This is a genomic window from Bacillus cereus group sp. N8, from assembly GCF_016483685.1.
Lineage (GTDB): Bacteria > Bacillota > Bacilli > Bacillales > Bacillaceae_G > Bacillus_A > Bacillus_A proteolyticus.
The window spans coordinates 165,658-182,537 of record NZ_JAEHBK010000005.1 but is presented as its reverse complement, the minus strand read 5'-3'; the positions used below and the strand labels follow the sequence as shown (position 1 = coordinate 182,537).

Here is a 16,880-nt window from a genome sequence, read left to right as displayed (position 1 = left end):
CTATCTATTCTTCATTAATTCACGTTGAATACGTGCTAATTTTCCTTGTAAACTTCCATCATAAATGCGATTTCCAATACGTACTTTAATGCCGCCTAGTAAATCTTCATCTACAACATTTTTCACGCGAATTGCATCTTTTCCCGTTCTCTTTGCAAATGCTTCTGCAACGTTAAGCTTCTCTTCTTCAGATAGAAGACGAGTAGAATATACAGTTGCATCCGCTACGTTACGTTCTTCATTAGCAAGAACAACATATTCATCTGCAATTTCAGGTAAGATTTCAATGCGCTTGTTATCAATTAAAATATATAACGTATTTAAAATAGATTCAGAAACAGATCCGAATACGTTTGCAATAAACGTTTTCTTCTGCTCTTTTGAAATGTTCGGTTGCGTTAAAAAGCTATGTAGTTCTCCGTTCTTTACATAAACGTTTTGTACAAGGCGTAATTCCTCTTCAAACATTTCTAATACGTGTTTTTCTTTTGCAATTTTAAAAAGAGCGACAGCATAACGTTTTGCTACAATCCCATTGCTCATCGCGCTTCTCCTACTTCTTTAATATAATCGCGAATTAACTTCACTTGATCTTCTTCTTTTAACTCTTTTTCAATTACTTTAGAAGCAATTTGAACAGATAAAGAAGCGACTTGTTCTTGTAAAGCAGCAATCGCTTGCTCTTTTTCGCGTTGAATTTCTTGTACAGCAGATGCTTTAATTGATTCTGCTTCTTCTTTCGCAGCAGCAACAATCACATCTTTTTGATCTACAGCTTGTTTTTTCGCTCTTTCGATTAACTCTTGTGCTTCAACACGCGATTGTTTTAACATTTCACGTTGTTCTTCTACTAATTTCTTCGCTTCAGCGTTACTTCTTTCTGCAGCGTCGATTTCACTAGTAACATGCTCTTCACGTTCTTTCATAATTCCCATTAAAGGACCCCACGCAAATTTGCGTAGCATTACTAATAGAAGTAAGAAAATGAACAATGTATAAGCAATCGTTCCAAATGGAATGGCAGCCCCTAATAATAAAGTTGGCACAAGGATTCACTCCCTTCAAAATATCTAAATTGATCATATGAAAAAAAAAGACATACGTTTCGTTCATAAAGCAATGGCGAAGAAAGTTCAAAAAACACTCTTCGCCATCTATGTAAGGGGAGTCTCCCTTATTTGTTCATTACGATGAAAGCAATAACTACACCGATGATTGGAAGTGCCTCAACTAAAGCAACCCCGATGAACATAATTGTTTGAAGTGCGCCTTTTAATTCTGGTTGACGAGCAACACCTTCGATTGTACGTGATACGATAAGACCGTTACCAATACCTGCACCTAATGCTGATAAACCAATTGCAATTGCAGCTGCGATTACACCTAAACTCATTTAATTTGTCCTCCTTTGTATTATAAAAAATTAAATTTTTTCTTACTTAAATTATATTAATGGTCATGGCTTACTTTATGGGCCATATAAACCATCGTTAACATAACGAAAATAAATGACTGGATTGATCCAACGAATACGCTGAATCCCATCCATGCTAACATTGGTACAAGTGCACCTAATGCTCCAAGGAATGATGCTCCGCCTAACTTAGCAAGTAATCCTAACAGGATTTCACCTGCATAAATGTTACCGAACAAACGAAGACCTAACGTTAATGTGTTAGCAAACTCCTCAATAACCTTTAATGGGAATAAGAATTTCATAGGTTGGAAATAACCTTTAACGTATTCTTTCGTACCCTTCATCTTAATTCCATAATAATGGGTGAGGGTAACTACCATCACGGCTAATGTTAATGTAACTGCTGGATCAGACGTTGGTGATCTCCACCATGCAATATGTTCGCCAGCCTCAACTGTTGAATACATGAATGGTAAACCAAGGAAGTTCGATACGATGATAAACATGATAAGCGTAACGCCAAGCGTTAAGAAACGTCCACCTGTTTTCCAGTCCATCGTACTATTGATAATCCCTTTCACGAAGTCAAATACCCATTCCATGAAATTTTGCATTCCTGTTGGGCGAAGAGCTAAACTGCGAGTTCCGATAACAGCGATTAAGAAAACAATAACTGCTGCTACAGTAACCATCATAACTGATGACAAATCGAACGTTAAACCTAGAAATTTAACTAATTTACCGTGTTCCACTAGTAATTCACCTCTCTTCCCTGCTCTTATACTCTAAATAAAGAAAATCTATGATCATGACAAGGTATCCTGTCAGCAATCCTACACCTAGGCCCCACATCGCAATTAACTCTTGATATTTGGCTGCAAATAAAATTAATAACCCAATCGTCGCGAATCTCGAATATGTACTTACCGCTGTTGCCTTAAACTTCACGTTTTCTCCATTTGTTACGCGATCTAATAGCTTGTCTGTTCTACGTGCAATGATGCGCAAACTAAGAAAACTGAAAATCGTTCCGATAATCAGCCCAAGAAATACATCCTTGTAAGAGGTAAATCCCCATCCTAGCACTAGAAGCGCAAGCAAGTAGTACATATATTTCTTTTGTCTTTGGACAAGTCCATGTACGTCTATCATCATTGCTCTCCCGAATAGTAATGTCGAATGAGTCGAATCATTGCGTATATCCCTGTTCCTAAACCGAGTAATAACCCTATAATAAGAAACAATGGAAACGTTCCAACCTTATTATCAATCCATTGCCCACCAAAGATTCCAATAAGAATAGAACCGACTAACTGAGCAAGAATTCCTGACATTAAAGCATATGCTTTTATATGGCTGCGATCGTTTTTTTGCAAGGATTCATCCCTCCAATATGTAGCCCTCATTCACGATGTGTTAATAATAACTCATTTTTCTGCATAAATTCTATACAAAATAAAAAGTTTACATTTTCGTCACGGAATAGATGTATTTTTGTCACTGAAAGCCCTACCATCTATCCCCGTTGTTAGCATACAATAGGGTATTAACAGTGTCAACGAGAAATCGTAAAAAATCAAAAAATTTGAGTATTAGTCATTTACTCCCAAAAATGAAAACGTTCCCCTTCTAAATACTGGTTAGAGATATGCAATTTCTAACAGTTTTCTCTTTATAATAGAAGGAAATGTTCACAAGTTTGTCACTATTATATTTTTAAGATATAGCGCTTTCCTTCCATAATATAGTGTTCCCAAGACGTAAGACTTCTATATTATATGTGATGTGTATGCAACTTATGTTGTATAGACCCTGTATATTTATCTCCCCCTCCCCCGCACGCTCAGGGCGAAAAAAAAAGACGAGCGGGGACTCCCCTCTCGTCTGTTGTCTTACTTCGTTCCGAATAAACGGTCACCAGCATCACCAAGACCTGGAACTACATAACCATGGTCATTTAGCTTCTCATCTAATGCCGCTACATAAATATCAACATCAGGATGCTCTTCTTGTACTACTTTTACTCCTTCTGGAGCAGCTACGATACACATTAATTTAATTTGCTTTGCACCGCGCTTTTTCAGAGAATTAATTGCTTCAGCTGCAGAACCACCTGTTGCTAGCATTGGATCTAGTACGATAAAGTCACGCTCTTCTACATCCGTTGGAAGTTTCACATAGTATTCTACCGGTTGCAATGTTTCAGGGTCACGGTATAAACCAACGTGTCCTACTTTTGCTGCTGGAATTAATTTCAGAATTCCATCAACCATTCCTAAACCTGCACGTAAAATCGGAATTAAACCAAGTTTTTTACCAGCGATCACTTTTGTTGTCGCTTTGCTTACAGGCGTTTCAATTTCAATGTCTTTAAGTGGAAGGTCGCGAGTAATTTCGAAAGCCATTAAGCTTGCTACTTCGTCCACTAATTCACGAAAATCTTTCGTACCTGTATTCTTATCGCGAATATATGTAATCTTATGTTGAATTAACGGGTGATCAAATACATACAGTTTTCCCATGTGAATCTCTCCTTTAGATGATATTCATGCGTTTACACGCTTTTTTACACTATTTACGATTGTAAAGAAAACGCTACTAATATTCAAGGGCAAATTTGGCAAAATCATGATTTTGTGATGAATCTATCTAGTATCTTTACCAATTATGGGAGGTGTATCCTTCATTATATCGCCAAAATTTATTCATCATTTGTATACATACTTTAAAAACAATATATGTCCAAAAAAAGACTACTAAAACAATTACGTTTCAGCAGTCTTTTTCAATCTATTATAGATCTGTATACATTGGAAATTTGCTCGTTAACGCTTCTACACGTTTACGCGCTTCTTCTAATGCAACTTCATTCTCATGATTTTTTAATGTATAAGCAATTAGTGCTGCAATTTCATCCATTTCTTCTAAACCGAAACCACGAGATGTTACAGCTGCCGTACCGATACGCACGCCGCTTGTTACAAATGGGCTTGCTGTTTCAAATGGAATTGTATTTTTGTTCACTGTAATACCAACTTCATCTAATACGTGCTCTGCTACTTTACCTGTGATTTCTAAGTTACGAACATCAATCAAGATTAAGTGATTGTCTGTTCCACCAGAAACAAGTGTAAGTCCTTCTTTTTGAAGGCCTTCAGCTAAGCGATTCGCATTATTAATGATATTTTGTGCATATGTTTTAAACTCATCTTGTAGTGTCTCACCAAATGCAACAGCTTTTGCAGCAATTACGTGCATAAGTGGACCACCTTGGATACCAGGGAAGATTGATTTATCAATTTGTTTTGCAAATTGCTCTTCACATAAAATCATACCACCACGTGGACCACGTAATGTTTTATGTGTTGTCGTTGTAACGAAATGTGCATGTGGTACTGGGTTTGGATGTAAACCAGCAGCTACTAAACCAGCGATATGTGCCATATCAACCATAAAGTATGCACCCACTTCATCTGCAATCTCGCGGAATCGTTTGAAATCGATAACACGAGGATATGCACTTGCACCTGCAACGATTAATTTTGGTTTATGTTCTTTCGCTTTTGCTAATACATCATCGTAATTAATACGGTGAGATTCAGCATCCACGCCATATTCTACGAAATTATATTGTACTCCACTGAAGTTAACAGGGCTTCCGTGTGTTAAGTGACCACCATGAGATAAATTCATACCAAGTACTGTATCGCCTTGCTCTAAAATTGTGAAGTATACTGCCATATTCGCTTGTGCACCAGAATGTGGTTGAACATTTACATGCTCTGCACCAAAAATTTCTTTCGCGCGATCACGTGCGATATCTTCAACTACGTCTACGTGCTCACAGCCACCATAGTAACGTTTTCCAGGATATCCTTCAGCATACTTATTCGTTAAAACAGAACCTTGCGCTTCCATTACCGCTTCACTTACGAAGTTTTCCGAAGCAATTAACTCAATCTTTGAACGCTGTCTTCCTAGTTCTGCCTCAATTGCAGCAAATACCTTTTCATCTTGACGTTTTAAATGATCCACCAAAATCCCCCTTTTCTGAACGAATTACATCGATTCCCAATAGTTTTTTCTCATTTATTCAGAAAAAACGAAAATTCAGGTTGTAATTCTTTCGAACCTTCATGTTTTCAACTACATTCTAACATGACTTTCTATATCATAAAAGAAAAAAAAAGACCGAAATCGGTCTTTTCTTTCTTCTATTATAAAGTCAGACTACATACCTTTTATCTTTCGATATAAAGCTATTATGCGACTTTATAATTTTTCACGTTTAACGGCAAGGAATAACTTCTTCATTTGCCGCATAAACAGCACGTGCTCCACCTATTAGTTTTCCACGTGTTTTCGCCATTGTTACATGCGCATTTCCTATTTCCTTCACACTTGTACGAACCGGAACAGCTACATGTTTTAAATGCATACCGATAAATGTATCGCCGATATCCATTCCTGCATCTGCTTTAATAAACTCAATTACTACCGGATCTTTAAAATTGTGATACGCATACGTCGCTAATGCACCACCTGCTGATCTAACAGGCGTAACTGTTACAATTTCAAATTGATATTTCATCGCTACATCTCTCTCAACTACTAAAGCACGATTTAAATGCTCGCAACATTGAAACGCCAATTCAATACCTGTTCGCTCGTGAAATTGTTTTAATTCAGAAAAAATCGCCTCTGCCACTTCCATCGTTCCTGATGTTCCAATTCTTTCACCTAGCACCTCGCTCGTGCTACATCCCACTACAAAAATTTGGCCACTTTGCAGCGTGGCTTGTTCTTGGAAATCAGAAAGCGACATTTGTAGCTGTTCTCTTACCTTTACGATTTCTGTCATTACGCCTCTTCCTTTCACAGGTTGGTTCACCAAATTATATTTCATACTATTTATAGTTAGAATCTATTACTTTGTTTCGTACGTTTTAATTTTTCCTACGCGGTTTTCGTGACGGCCACCTTCATAGTCAGTTGTTAACCAAATTTTTGCGATATCACGCGCTAGACCAGCCCCAATTACACGCTCGCCCATAGCTAGCATGTTAGTGTCATTATGCTCTCTCGTCGCTTTCGCACTAAAAGTATCATGAACTAACGCACAACGAATACCGTTTACTTTGTTTGCCGCGATTGACATGCCAATGCCTGTCCCACAAACTAAAATACCACGATCTACTTCACCATTTGCGACCATTTCTGCTGCTGGAAACGCAAAATCAGGGTAATCAACAGAACCAGCTTCACATTCACAACCTAAATCAATATATTCAATATTTAATTCTTCTAATAAACTTACAAGTTCTTTACGGATATTCATACCGCCGTGATCAGATGCTACTACTACTTTCATTTTTACCCCTCCAAAGTTTCAATCAATTATCTTCATTTCACACTCGCTTCCTTAATGGAACGAAGTGATCTCCAATATCGTATTATACACGAAACATTAACCTTCTGAATGTTTTTTCAGGAAAGTTTGTACAAGTTTTTCCATCTCTTCTAGCGTTTCTTTATAAATAGAAAGCGATCCGCCAAATGGATCTGAAATATCCTTACTTATACCCTCAGCTAATCCATATAATGTATCCAATTTCTTTTCAACACTCGGATAATGCCCAAGTACAATTTGCTTATGGTTTTCCGTCATTGTTACTACAATATCCGCCCAATCAACCAAAGTTTCATTTACCTGCTGCGCGGCATGATCGATTGCAATCCCCTTTTCAGCTAAAGCTTCCTTTGCACGTACCGACGCATCGCTTCCAGGATAGGCGAAAACACCAGCAGATTGCACTTCAAATTTACCTTCTCCGTAATGACGAAGCAAAGCCTCAGCCATCGGACTACGGCATGTATTTCCAGTGCAAACAAATAACACTCGTTTCATCTAAACCCACCCCTTTTTTTCTGTTTCCTACCATTTATCATAGCGTACATTAGAATAGAACAAAAGAAATGTGAATATACGAAAGGCGCATTTCTCTTATATTTTTTCTAAGAAAAATGCGCCTTATCCACATATATGTGAAACCCTATTTCCAAGTGCCCAAAGTATTTTACCATACATGATGAGCACACTACAAAACAAAATAAGGAATCCATTTCATACGAAACAGATTCCTTTCATACAATAATTATTTCATTGTAACTTTCATTACTTCTGTTGAACCTTTTGTAGCTGTTACACCTACAGTTGTCTTAATAGACTCAGCTGCATCTGTGTTTGTAATAACGATTGGAGTAATTGTACTTTTCGCTTTTTCACGAATTAATTCTAAGTCGAATGAGATTAATTTATCTCCAGCTTTTACAGCTTGTCCTTCAGAAACGTGAGCTTCGAAACCTTCACCTTCCATTTTTACAGTTTCTAATCCAACGTGGATTAAAATTTCTGTACCGTTTTTCGCTTTAATTCCAATAGCATGTTTCGTGTGGAATAATTGTACGATTTCACCATCAACTGGAGATACAACTACACCTTCAGTAGGATCGATCGCAACACCGTCACCCATCATACGACCAGCGAATACTGGATCTGGTACTTCTTCAATATTTTTCACTGCTCCAGTTAATGGAGCTACGATTGTTTCTTCATTTGTTTTTGAACCAAAACCGAATAATTTTTTAAACATAGGATAGTCCTCCTTATAATTTACCTAAAAGTTTATAGGGCAATCTCTATTCAAGATCGAAATACACGTAAGACTTCATACTTCGAATGTTATACTGTAAAAACGCTTTCGAAATAAATTATGCCATTACTACTAGACTCTTATTGTAGCGCCTCACAAAATTCCAGTCAATTCTGATTGTCTGAATAACAATAAGAAGTTAACTTCTACTTATATTTTCTCTTTTTTTCACTTACTTGTCTAGAGGTCTTTACCACATTTTATTTTTTGTTGTTAATTTGTAAAATTTCTTTCATAATTTCTTCAAAATCCACTTGACTAAAGTAAGTAACTACTTTATTATTACTTACATAAGGTAAGTTAATAACTTTTAGGAGGTTTTTAAAAATGATGGATTTCGGTCTTCTTATTATTCGTCTTATTATAGGTATTACATTCATGGGTCATGGTGCTCAAAAATTATTTGGTTGGTTCGGTGGTTACGGTTTAAAAGGAACAGGTGGCTGGATGGAGTCAATCGGTTTACGTCCTGGTGTATTCATGGCATTTATGGCTGGCGCAACTGAATTATTAGGTGGTTTCTTATTCGCATCAGGTATTTTCACTGCAGTTGGTTCACTATTTATCGTTGGAACGATGTTAATGGCAATCTTCACTGTTCACGGAAAAAATGGTTACTGGGTAACACAAAACGGATATGAGTATAATTTAATGCTAATCGCTGTCGCTATTGGAGTAGCTTTAATCGGACCTGGCGCATACGTTTTACTTTAATATTTATCTCGATTTCAAGATGTTTACTTAAAAAGAGATTACTTCAGTATAATTGAGGTAATCTCTTTTTTACATCATTAAAAAAATATTATTTCCAGCAGGAGTTTCCCACTAACATCTTGTAAACAAACAATAAGTCGTCATATTCAGAAAGGGGATTACAAACATGCTATCAATTAATCCAAACGAACAAACTGAAAAAGATAATTACAAATTACTTACAGGAAGTATCATTCCACGCCCTGTCGCTTTCGTTACTTCTGTAACAAAAGACGGCGTATTAAACGGCGCACCCTATAGCTACTTCAATATCGTCGCAGCCAATCCACCACTTATCTCAGTTTCCGTACAACGAAAAGAAGGAAAACCAAAGGATACTTCCCGAAACGCAATCGAAAAAGGCGAATTTGTCGTACATATTTCTGATGAATCTTACGTAGAAGCAATTAACGAAACAGCAGCTAACCTACCTCCTAATGAAAGTGAAATCGAATTAGCAAAACTAACACCGATTGACAGTGATGTCATTTCAGTACCTGGGGTGAAAGAAGCAAACATTCGAATGGAATGTGTATTAGAACGTGCTATCCCACTCGGCGGAACTGAAGACTCACCAGCTTGCGACCTACTAATTGGCCGCGTCGTTCGCTTCCACGTCGCAGAACACTTATACGAAAACGGTCGCATTCACGCAGAAGGACTAAAACCAGTAAGCCGCCTAGCAGGACACAACTACGCAAAACTAGGAGAACAATTTGAATTGGTGAGGCCTGTTTAAAAGCGGAAGCGGCTCGCTCAGAATCGCAGGACACTTCGATCGAGAGAGCTCCATCACCCAAATATAAAATCCCCCGCTAAAAGCGGGGGATTTTTTCACTGTCATTCTTCCTTCTTCTCCTCTAATGCAGGTAATTTCTCTTTTTTAGATTTACCAAGCTTTATTACAAAGAAATATAAGGAAAGCAATGTAATAAGAAAAACAATTAAAAACGGGTATGGAGAATAAAAAGTACGTGCTGCCTCCGTTTTTCCTGCAACAAATTTTAATGACTCAATATCTAAAAACTCGGCAAACATTTGTACACCGAGCATACTAAACCAAAAAACAAAAAAACTAATAATAATACCAAAAACTTGCTTCAATCTCGTCATTCATCTCATCCTTTCTATATTTGCAATTTTTTAGTGCGATCAATATAGTACAAACAAAACTATGCACAGAAAGGAGTCATCTTACCATTCACGAATTAATTTAATCCAACCTAACATCGAAATTCGCAAAATAATACCCAAAATTATAAGTCTTCTTAGCCATCGAGGAAAGAAGGTTAAAAACTTAACATACCATCCCCATAACTTGTTCATAATTCCTTCCTACATAAAATTATATAGGAAAAAGGATATATAATCCAAATCCAACTAGAATGATACCACCTACTATTTCACCATATGTACCAAGCATACCTTTCGCATGTCTACCAATTAATAAGCCAATCCATGCCAATAACATGCTTACAAATCCAAATAGTAATATCGTAATAATCGTCTGCGCACCATAAATCCCAAGACTAAGACCTACTGAAAAACTATCTATACTGACACCAAATGCAAATACAAATAAACTAATTCCAATTGGAGCAGTTCTAGTCTCTTCACCTTCTAAAATAGACGAATATACAATATAGAACCCTAGTCCAATTAATAAAATAGCCCCCGCGAAATTCGCGACATCCCCATACCTCTCTGATAGAAAACGTCCTAGTACCATTCCAATAAACGGCATAATAATATGAAATATCCCTATCGTCATACCGATATAAAGGATTTGTCTTAACTTTAACGTTACCATCCCCATACCGAGGCTCACTGAAAATGCATCCATCCCTAGGGCGAATGCCATAATTATTAAAGGTATTAGCTGTTCAAGCGTCATTCATGTCCCCCCTCGGACGTGCTACTTCACAATATGCTTATCCGAGGAGAAATATTCTGTTTGCTAAAGGTACATTATCATTCAGTAATAATATGATGTCCCGCTGCTTTTGTTAAACGATTCATAATTGCATTTCCTATTCCTTCATTCGGGAATGATTCACTAAAGATAACATCTACTTCACTTGCATCAAACGTTCTAAGCACATCATATAATTTAGTCGCAACGCTAGCTAAATCACTTCGCATACCACAAGATAATACAACATCAGCACTATATACATGTTGATACTCTTCGGTCGTTAATACACCTACTTTAAATCCTTCTTTCTTTTTCTCATCCACAATACGCTGAATAAACTCACGGGATCCTTCAACAATACTAAGTGGTGCTTTCGGTGCATAATGTGTATATTTCATTCCCGGCGATTTCGGTTTTTCTTTCTCATCCTTTAAAGCTGGATCTAAAGAAACATTTCCTATTACTACTTCCAATTGTTCCTTCGTAATCCCACCAGGACGTAAAATCGTCGGAACTTCGCTCGTACAATCAATTACAGTTGATTCAACGCCTACTCCTGTGGCCCCGCCATCAACGATACCAGCAATTTTCCCGTTTAAATCTTCATACACATGAGAAGCTAATGTTGGACTTGGGCGTCCAGAACGATTCGCACTCGGTGCTGCAACAGGCACGTTTGCTTCTTCAATAAGAGCGAGCGCTACTGGATGATCTGGCATCCTTACTCCAACTGTATTAAGTCCCGCCGTAACCCTCTCTGAAATCCCTTCTTTTCTCGGTAAAATGATTGTTAATGGACCTGGCCAAAAATGCTCCATTAACTTTTCTGCAACCGGTGGAATTTCTCTTACAATACCATCTAACTGAGATTTTGTTCCTATGTGGACAATCAGTGGATTATCACTCGGTCTCCCTTTCGCTGCAAAAATTTTCGCTATCGCTTCGTCGTCCATTGCGTTTGCTCCTAACCCATATACCGTTTCTGTCGGGAAGGCTACCGCTTCATTTTCTCTTAATAATCTCGCTGCTTCTTTTAACTGTGGATAATATTTTTTTCTTTCCACAACATTATCCACAACCCACATATTTGTATGCATTTTTTCCCACGTCCTTTTCTACCATGAAATACTTGTCTATTTTTAGTTTACTATGAGATTTATCCAAAAGACAAACAAGGTTTATCCACAAAATGTGGATAAACCTTGTTAATCCGTGGATAACTTTGTGAATAGCTGACAATTTAGTATTATTGCATTTGGCTCTTTTATATTTTTACAAAAGTGTTCTAATTGTCGAATTCCCTCTGGAACTTTCTCTTTCTCTATAATGACAAAGTTAAAGAACTGAAAGATTGTCGCAGATTGTGGATGGTTTGTGAGTAAGTACAATTGTCGAATATTTTTTTCTTTCATATACTGCAAAAACATTTCAAAAAAATATAAGAAAGTCTGCTTATCCACATTAGGTGTGAATAAACAAGAACGAATAAGTGCATCTCCTTCACTTTGTTCATATCCAATTACAGCTCGTATTTCTCCCGCCTCTTCCAAAATCATAAATTGCGCGTACAACTCATTTATTTTATCATCTTTTTTATTAGCTTGTCCGAAAAAAGAATGCAATCTTTCCACATCTGCTTTCGTAGCAAAATACACGTTCTTCATAGTAAATCCCTCCTCATTTTTATATATGAGGAGGGATTTACTAATAGTACTATTTAGAGAATAAAGATGTAAAAGCTTCGACGATAAATAATTTAACCTCTGGTTTTTCTTCTTCCTCTTCTACTTTTACATACTCATTTTGCTTTTCTTGTTTTTGCTCCACAGATTTCTCCACTTTTTCCACAGATTTTGTTTCTATTTTTTTTACAGGCTGTTCTTCTACTTGTGTTTCATTTGTCACTACTTTCTTTTCAGGTGCTGTTACTTTTTCAGCTTTTTCCATCTTTACTACTTTCTTTTCTTTCACCTTATCATCTTTCTTCTCCGGTACATCCATTAATTCCTCATCTGATTGTTCCACCTGCTCTTCTTCAGGAGATTCAGCTTTCACAACATGTTCTTCTTTCCTTACAGCTGTACCACTCGAAAAATCTAAGAAACACATCGGTGGAAATAATACACACCACCAGTTTGCACCTTCACCTTTTCCAATTGTAATAAGTACCGCTTCATATTCCCCTGCTGGATAAATAAAATTCCCATATACCTTTGTAGGAAACTTCACATTCTTACCGAATTTCACTTGAAAAGTCTCTTTACTTCCTTCCCCTTTCAGCGTATTCGCCACTGTCTTTTCAATTTCAGGAATATGATTTTGAATTACTTTTTGAGCTTCTTCAAATGACGTTAAATCCGCTACCCATCCATCGATTTGCGCTTTCACTTCATCACGTACTTTACGTTTTAATGCCTGATCTTTATCGGAATCACTATTAGCTAAAATACGTAATCGAACGGCCTCTTTCGGAATAACAGTAGGCCCTTTTGCATCAGCTTTCATATATCCAAACTGCACAAGTAACTGTGCACCAATTAATAATAAAAGAAAATAAGCAATAACTTGTTTTTTCATTTCCTCCACCGTCCCCTCTAGAAACAGTGTGGACAGAGTTACTTCTTTCTAAACTATTAAATTCAAAATCTATATAAATTTTTTCAAAAAAATAGAGTAAGGTTTTAACCTTACTCCATCTCTGCAAATACCATGCGATCTTTTCCATTAATATCAAAGACAACTTCAACGTGAGCGTGCGGGAAAGTTTGCTGTAATAATGCTTTTACATCTTCACCTTGCCCCACACCAATTTCAAACGCCACAATCGCCTTTTTCTTTAATACGTTCGGCAATTCCTCCATAAAACGACGATAGAAATCTAGTCCATCTTCACCGCCAACAAGCGCCCTTTTCGGCTCATGCTCTTTCACAACAGTAGAAAGACCACGCCAATCTTCCTCCGGTATATACGGAGGATTTGAAACAACGACATCTAACTTCTGACCAGTTTCATAAAACGGAGACAGTAAATCACCGTGATAGAAAGTTACTTCCGCTCCTAAAGCCTTTGCATTTTCTTTTGCAACTTCAATCGACTCCTGTGCAATATCTACCGTATACACATGAAGATTTTTATTTTCTAAAGCGAGCGTAATAGAAATCGCTCCACTACCTGTGCCAATATCCGCTACATGAAGCTCCTCATTACCGAAATGACGCTCAATTCTCTCTAGGACCCCAACTATAAGTTCCTCTGTTTCTGGCCTTGGTATTAATACTTCTTCATTCACAAAGAACGATCGTCCATAAAACATTTCATAACCAATCATATATTGAATAGGAATACCTTCTACATGCTTGTGGATAAACTCCGTAAAGCTTGTCTCTTGTTCCGCAGTTATTTCTTCACGCATATTCATGAGCATTCCTGTTCTGTTCGTCTTTAATACATGACAAAGGACAATTTCTCCCGCATTCTCATCTCGTCCATTTTCTTGTAAAAAAGAAGAAGCCCATTTCAGGGCTTCATAGACACGCATTACTCAGCTGCCTCCATCTTTTGCGCCTGATCTTCCATCACTAAGGCATTGATGAAATCATCTAACTTACCTTGTAGGATTTGATCTAGCTTTTGAATCGTTAAGCCGATTCGATGGTCAGTAACACGGTTTTGCGGGAAGTTATACGTACGAATACGCTCTGAACGATCTCCCGTACCAACAGCTTGTTTACGGTTTTGATCGTACTCAGCTTGTGCTTCTTGTCTAAATTTATCATAAACACGTGCACGTAATACTTTCATTGCTTTTTCTTTATTCTTAATCTGTGATTTCTCATCCTGACAAGATACAACTACACCAGTCGGTAAATGCGTTAAACGTACCGCTGACATCGTTGTATTAACGCTTTGTCCACCAGGACCACTAGAAGCGAACGTATCAACACGAACATCTTTTTCATGAATATTAATTTCTACTTCTTCCGCCTCTGGTAACACAGCTACCGTTGCTGTAGATGTATGAATACGTCCACCAGATTCCGTTTCAGGAACACGTTGTACACGGTGAGCGCCATTTTCGAATTTCAGTTTCGCGAAAGCACCTTTACCGTTGATCATAAAGATAATCTCTTTATATCCACCTAATTCTGTATAGCTAGCCTCAATAATTTCAGTTTTCCAACCTTGTACCTCAGCGTAACGACTATACATACGGTATAAGTCACCGGCAAATAAAGCCGCCTCGTCACCACCAGCTGCACCACGAACCTCAACGATAACGTTTTTATCATCATTAGGGTCTTTAGGAACAAGTAAAATTTTCAGACGTTCTGATAATGTTTTCTCTTGTCCTTCTAATTCAGAAACTTCTTCCTTAACCATTTCACGCATCTCAGCGTCTAACTTATCTTCTAACATTGCTTTTGCATCTCGTAATTGCTCACGAACATCTTTATACTCACGGTACACCTCTACCGTTTCCTGCATATCAGATTGTTCCTTTGAATACTCACGAAGCTTATTTGTATCGCTAATAACCTCTGGGTCACTTAACAATTCATTTAACTTCTCATAACGATCTTCTACAGCTTGCAAACGATCTAACACACCATTCACCTCTACATCCTAGTATCTAATACAAATAGTATATGGTACTTAATCAAAAAAACGCAAATTATATTTAAAAGCGGAGCCGACTGCTTAGGTCCAGTGGCTAAGGTTCTCTCGCACAGAAGACGCTTTTTGTCTTCTCGTGCGGGAGGTTCTTAGACTCAAGGACCTAGGAGGCGGAGCTAGATAATATTTAAAAGCGAAAGCGGCTCGCTCAGAATCGCAGGACACTTTCAGCTCTCGACCTTGAAGCGCTTTTTGCTTCGAGCGAGAGAGTGAAATGGCCGGAGATTCTAGCCGCTGGAGCTAGATAATATATTTAAAAGCGCAAGCGGCTTGCTCAACTCTGACTGCCTAAAGTTCTTAGCTGTGCGAAGAGCTGGCCACCAATCTTCATCTATTTTCGAAAAAAACCCGCTCTACATAGCGAGTTTCATTTATCTTTGTTTTGTAGGTACTGCATGACAATGACGACAACGTGGTTCATACGATTCTGAAGCCCCAACTAAAATAATTGGATCATCAAATGCCGCTGGTTCTCCATCGATTAAACGTTGCGTACGACTTGCAGGAGATCCACATGCAGAACAAACTGCCTGCAATTTAGTTACATGTTCAGCAATCGCCATCAGCTGAGGAACTTGTCCAAATGGTAGACCACGGAAATCTTGGTCTAATCCAGCTACAATGACACGATAGCCACGATTTGCCAATACTTGCACCACTTCCACAATGTCCCCATCAAAAAATTGTACCTCATCGATTGCAATAACATCCATTTCTTCTGTTACATGGTTAAATATATCTTTTGAAGCTGAAACAGGAACTGCTTTAACCTTTAATCCATTATGTGATACAACATCTTCTTCACTATAACGATTATCAATACATGGTTTAAATACAATTGCATGTTGTTTCGCAAATTGTGTACGGCGTATACGGCGGATGAGCTCTTCTGATTTTCCAGAAAACATACTCCCGCAAATCACTTCAATCCAACCATTTTGATTCATTAAGTACATTGAGCTCTCCTTTCATCTACTTTCCTAATCCAAAGTAGGGTAAAGGTTTAATATTTTTGCAAAAAAAACAGACAAGCGAATACATACACTTGCCTGTTTTATGTTCTTTATTACTTGATGCCGTATTTCTTATTGAAGCGGTCAACACGTCCGTCTGCAGTAGCAAACTTCTGACGTCCAGTGTAGAATGGGTGAGAATCAGAACTGATCTCAATTTTTAGTAATGGATAAGTGTTACCATCTTCCCACTCAACAGTTTCGCTAGAGCCTTTAGTAGACCCGCTTAAGAATTTGAAGCCTGTGTTCGTGTCCATAAATACAACTTTATTGTAATTTGGATGGATTCCTGCTTTCATTCTTTTCATCTCCTTCCGCCCTGAATCATTTTCGAAACAGAGTTTTTCATCTTCAGCTGCTTACACAACTATATTGATGAAACACATATGATGAA

Annotated in this window: 24 protein-coding genes; 2 read left to right on the top strand and 22 right to left on the bottom strand. The window is 37.6% G+C overall.

What is annotated here, in order from left to right:
• From atpH to JDS80_RS10855, 13 genes are all read right to left on the bottom strand, one after another.
• Complete coding sequence (gene atpH, locus JDS80_RS10915; protein WP_071744069.1) at positions 1 to 543, bottom strand: F0F1 ATP synthase subunit delta; 543 nt, start codon at positions 541 to 543, stop codon at positions 1 to 3.
• The gene (gene atpF / locus JDS80_RS10910) at positions 540 to 1,046 is read right to left on the bottom strand and encodes a F0F1 ATP synthase subunit B (protein WP_001142619.1); all 507 of its coding nucleotides are present in this window, start codon (positions 1,044 to 1,046) and stop codon (positions 540 to 542) included. Before atpF ends, atpH begins: the two co-directional genes overlap by 4 nt.
• A gap of 128 nt (positions 1,047 to 1,174) precedes the next feature.
• Positions 1,175 to 1,393 carry a F0F1 ATP synthase subunit C gene (gene atpE, locus JDS80_RS10905; RefSeq protein WP_000052064.1) on the bottom strand — a complete coding sequence of 73 codons (219 nt, stop codon included), beginning with the start codon at positions 1,391 to 1,393 and terminating at the stop codon, positions 1,175 to 1,177.
• A 56-nt stretch (positions 1,394 to 1,449) separates the two neighbouring features.
• Complete coding sequence (atpB, locus tag JDS80_RS10900) at positions 1,450 to 2,169, bottom strand: F0F1 ATP synthase subunit A (protein ID WP_048542682.1); 720 nt, start codon at positions 2,167 to 2,169, stop codon at positions 1,450 to 1,452.
• 7 nt (positions 2,170 to 2,176) lie between these two features.
• A complete protein-coding gene (locus JDS80_RS10895) occupies positions 2,177 to 2,569 on the bottom strand; it encodes an ATP synthase subunit I (RefSeq protein WP_000567600.1) in 393 nt (130 codons plus the stop codon).
• Positions 2,569 to 2,793: an AtpZ/AtpI family protein gene (locus JDS80_RS10890; RefSeq protein WP_001171218.1), complete on the bottom strand. Its 225-nt coding sequence runs from the start codon at positions 2,791 to 2,793 to the stop codon at positions 2,569 to 2,571. The genes JDS80_RS10895 and JDS80_RS10890 overlap by 1 nt, the downstream gene beginning before the upstream one ends.
• A 26-nt stretch (positions 2,794 to 2,819) precedes the next feature.
• A complete protein-coding gene (locus tag JDS80_RS10885) occupies positions 2,820 to 2,933 on the bottom strand; it encodes a DUF4024 domain-containing protein (protein WP_033712414.1) in 114 nt (37 codons plus the stop codon).
• 376 nt (positions 2,934 to 3,309) lie between these two features.
• Entirely contained in the window at positions 3,310 to 3,939 is a 630-nt protein-coding gene (gene upp / locus JDS80_RS10880) for a uracil phosphoribosyltransferase (RefSeq protein WP_000517536.1), read from the bottom strand.
• 271 nt (positions 3,940 to 4,210) lie between these two features.
• Positions 4,211 to 5,452 carry a serine hydroxymethyltransferase gene (gene glyA, locus JDS80_RS10875; protein ID WP_071744067.1) on the bottom strand — a complete coding sequence of 414 codons (1,242 nt, stop codon included), beginning with the start codon at positions 5,450 to 5,452 and terminating at the stop codon, positions 4,211 to 4,213.
• A gap of 253 nt (positions 5,453 to 5,705) precedes the next feature.
• A complete protein-coding gene (locus JDS80_RS10870; protein ID WP_071744066.1) occupies positions 5,706 to 6,278 on the bottom strand; it encodes a TIGR01440 family protein in 573 nt (190 codons plus the stop codon).
• Between the two features lie 66 nt (positions 6,279 to 6,344).
• The gene (gene rpiB / locus JDS80_RS10865; RefSeq protein ID WP_000869917.1) at positions 6,345 to 6,788 is read right to left on the bottom strand and encodes a ribose 5-phosphate isomerase B; all 444 of its coding nucleotides are present in this window, start codon (positions 6,786 to 6,788) and stop codon (positions 6,345 to 6,347) included.
• Between the two features lie 96 nt (positions 6,789 to 6,884).
• Entirely contained in the window at positions 6,885 to 7,325 is a 441-nt protein-coding gene (locus JDS80_RS10860) for a low molecular weight protein arginine phosphatase (protein ID WP_071744065.1), read from the bottom strand.
• A gap of 247 nt (positions 7,326 to 7,572) precedes the next feature.
• Positions 7,573 to 8,070, bottom strand: coding sequence for a PTS sugar transporter subunit IIA (locus tag JDS80_RS10855; protein WP_002016294.1), 498 nt, complete (start codon positions 8,068 to 8,070; stop codon positions 7,573 to 7,575).
• A 387-nt stretch (positions 8,071 to 8,457) separates the two neighbouring features.
• Between JDS80_RS10855 and JDS80_RS10850 the strand changes: the two genes are divergently transcribed.
• Together JDS80_RS10850 and JDS80_RS10845 are read left to right on the top strand one after the other, a co-directional pair.
• Positions 8,458 to 8,844, top strand: coding sequence for a DoxX family protein (locus JDS80_RS10850; RefSeq protein ID WP_061680023.1), 387 nt, complete (start codon positions 8,458 to 8,460; stop codon positions 8,842 to 8,844).
• 166 nt (positions 8,845 to 9,010) lie between these two features.
• A complete protein-coding gene (locus tag JDS80_RS10845; protein ID WP_098889048.1) occupies positions 9,011 to 9,622 on the top strand; it encodes a flavin reductase family protein in 612 nt (203 codons plus the stop codon).
• Between the two features lie 101 nt (positions 9,623 to 9,723).
• On the opposite strand, the gene JDS80_RS10840 is transcribed toward JDS80_RS10845, so the two are convergent.
• From JDS80_RS10840 to JDS80_RS10800, 9 genes are all read right to left on the bottom strand, one after another.
• Positions 9,724 to 9,996: a DUF3935 domain-containing protein gene (locus JDS80_RS10840; protein WP_199638406.1), complete on the bottom strand. Its 273-nt coding sequence runs from the start codon at positions 9,994 to 9,996 to the stop codon at positions 9,724 to 9,726.
• Positions 9,997 to 10,228: 232 nt separating this feature from the next.
• On the bottom strand, positions 10,229 to 10,777 hold the full coding sequence (locus JDS80_RS10835; protein ID WP_071744062.1) for a manganese efflux pump MntP: 549 nt from the start codon (positions 10,775 to 10,777) through the stop codon (positions 10,229 to 10,231).
• Between the two features lie 77 nt (positions 10,778 to 10,854).
• Positions 10,855 to 11,895, bottom strand: coding sequence for an L-threonylcarbamoyladenylate synthase (locus JDS80_RS10830; protein ID WP_199638404.1), 1,041 nt, complete (start codon positions 11,893 to 11,895; stop codon positions 10,855 to 10,857).
• Between the two features lie 108 nt (positions 11,896 to 12,003).
• Positions 12,004 to 12,462, bottom strand: coding sequence for a GNAT family N-acetyltransferase (locus JDS80_RS10825; RefSeq protein ID WP_199638402.1), 459 nt, complete (start codon positions 12,460 to 12,462; stop codon positions 12,004 to 12,006).
• Positions 12,463 to 12,511: 49 nt separating this feature from the next.
• Complete coding sequence (spoIIR, locus tag JDS80_RS10820) at positions 12,512 to 13,384, bottom strand: stage II sporulation protein R (RefSeq protein ID WP_116733420.1); 873 nt, start codon at positions 13,382 to 13,384, stop codon at positions 12,512 to 12,514.
• A gap of 101 nt (positions 13,385 to 13,485) precedes the next feature.
• Positions 13,486 to 14,337: a peptide chain release factor N(5)-glutamine methyltransferase gene (prmC, locus tag JDS80_RS10815; protein WP_071744058.1), complete on the bottom strand. Its 852-nt coding sequence runs from the start codon at positions 14,335 to 14,337 to the stop codon at positions 13,486 to 13,488.
• Complete coding sequence (gene prfA / locus JDS80_RS10810; protein WP_002094338.1) at positions 14,337 to 15,404, bottom strand: peptide chain release factor 1; 1,068 nt, start codon at positions 15,402 to 15,404, stop codon at positions 14,337 to 14,339. The genes prmC and prfA overlap by 1 nt, the downstream gene beginning before the upstream one ends.
• Positions 15,405 to 15,844: 440 nt before the next feature.
• Positions 15,845 to 16,429, bottom strand: a complete 585-nt coding sequence (locus JDS80_RS10805; protein WP_000281086.1) for a thymidine kinase — start codon at positions 16,427 to 16,429, stop codon at positions 15,845 to 15,847.
• A 110-nt stretch (positions 16,430 to 16,539) separates the two neighbouring features.
• The gene (locus JDS80_RS10800) at positions 16,540 to 16,785 is read right to left on the bottom strand and encodes a type B 50S ribosomal protein L31 (protein WP_000643447.1); all 246 of its coding nucleotides are present in this window, start codon (positions 16,783 to 16,785) and stop codon (positions 16,540 to 16,542) included.
• Positions 16,786 to 16,880: the final 95 nt, after the last annotated feature.

Coding starts and splice junctions, on each gene's coding strand:
- upp (WP_000517536.1), bottom strand. CDS start 3,939: ATGGGAAAACTGTATGTATTTGATCACCCGTTAATTCAACATAAGATT.
- atpE (WP_000052064.1), bottom strand. CDS start 1,393: ATGAGTTTAGGTGTAATCGCAGCTGCAATTGCAATTGGTTTATCAGCA.
- JDS80_RS10805 (WP_000281086.1), bottom strand. CDS start 16,429: ATGTACTTAATGAATCAAAATGGTTGGATTGAAGTGATTTGCGGGAGT.
- JDS80_RS10800 (WP_000643447.1), bottom strand. CDS start 16,785: ATGAAAGCAGGAATCCATCCAAATTACAATAAAGTTGTATTTATGGAC.
- JDS80_RS10855 (WP_002016294.1), bottom strand. CDS start 8,070: ATGTTTAAAAAATTATTCGGTTTTGGTTCAAAAACAAATGAAGAAACA.
- rpiB (WP_000869917.1), bottom strand. CDS start 6,788: ATGAAAGTAGTAGTAGCATCTGATCACGGCGGTATGAATATCCGTAAA.
- prmC (WP_071744058.1), bottom strand. CDS start 14,337: ATGCGTGTCTATGAAGCCCTGAAATGGGCTTCTTCTTTTTTACAAGAA.
- JDS80_RS10850 (WP_061680023.1), top strand. CDS start 8,458: ATGATGGATTTCGGTCTTCTTATTATTCGTCTTATTATAGGTATTACA.
- JDS80_RS10860 (WP_071744065.1), bottom strand. CDS start 7,325: ATGAAACGAGTGTTATTTGTTTGCACTGGAAATACATGCCGTAGTCCG.
- JDS80_RS10895 (WP_000567600.1), bottom strand. CDS start 2,569: ATGATAGACGTACATGGACTTGTCCAAAGACAAAAGAAATATATGTAC.
- JDS80_RS10845 (WP_098889048.1), top strand. CDS start 9,011: ATGCTATCAATTAATCCAAACGAACAAACTGAAAAAGATAATTACAAA.
- JDS80_RS10835 (WP_071744062.1), bottom strand. CDS start 10,777: ATGACGCTTGAACAGCTAATACCTTTAATAATTATGGCATTCGCCCTA.
- JDS80_RS10885 (WP_033712414.1), bottom strand. CDS start 2,933: ATGGTAGGGCTTTCAGTGACAAAAATACATCTATTCCGTGACGAAAAT.
- JDS80_RS10830 (WP_199638404.1), bottom strand. CDS start 11,895: ATGCATACAAATATGTGGGTTGTGGATAATGTTGTGGAAAGAAAAAAA.
- atpH (WP_071744069.1), bottom strand. CDS start 543: ATGAGCAATGGGATTGTAGCAAAACGTTATGCTGTCGCTCTTTTTAAA.
- JDS80_RS10825 (WP_199638402.1), bottom strand. CDS start 12,462: ATGAAGAACGTGTATTTTGCTACGAAAGCAGATGTGGAAAGATTGCAT.
- JDS80_RS10870 (WP_071744066.1), bottom strand. CDS start 6,278: ATGACAGAAATCGTAAAGGTAAGAGAACAGCTACAAATGTCGCTTTCT.
- JDS80_RS10840 (WP_199638406.1), bottom strand. CDS start 9,996: ATGACGAGATTGAAGCAAGTTTTTGGTATTATTATTAGTTTTTTTGTT.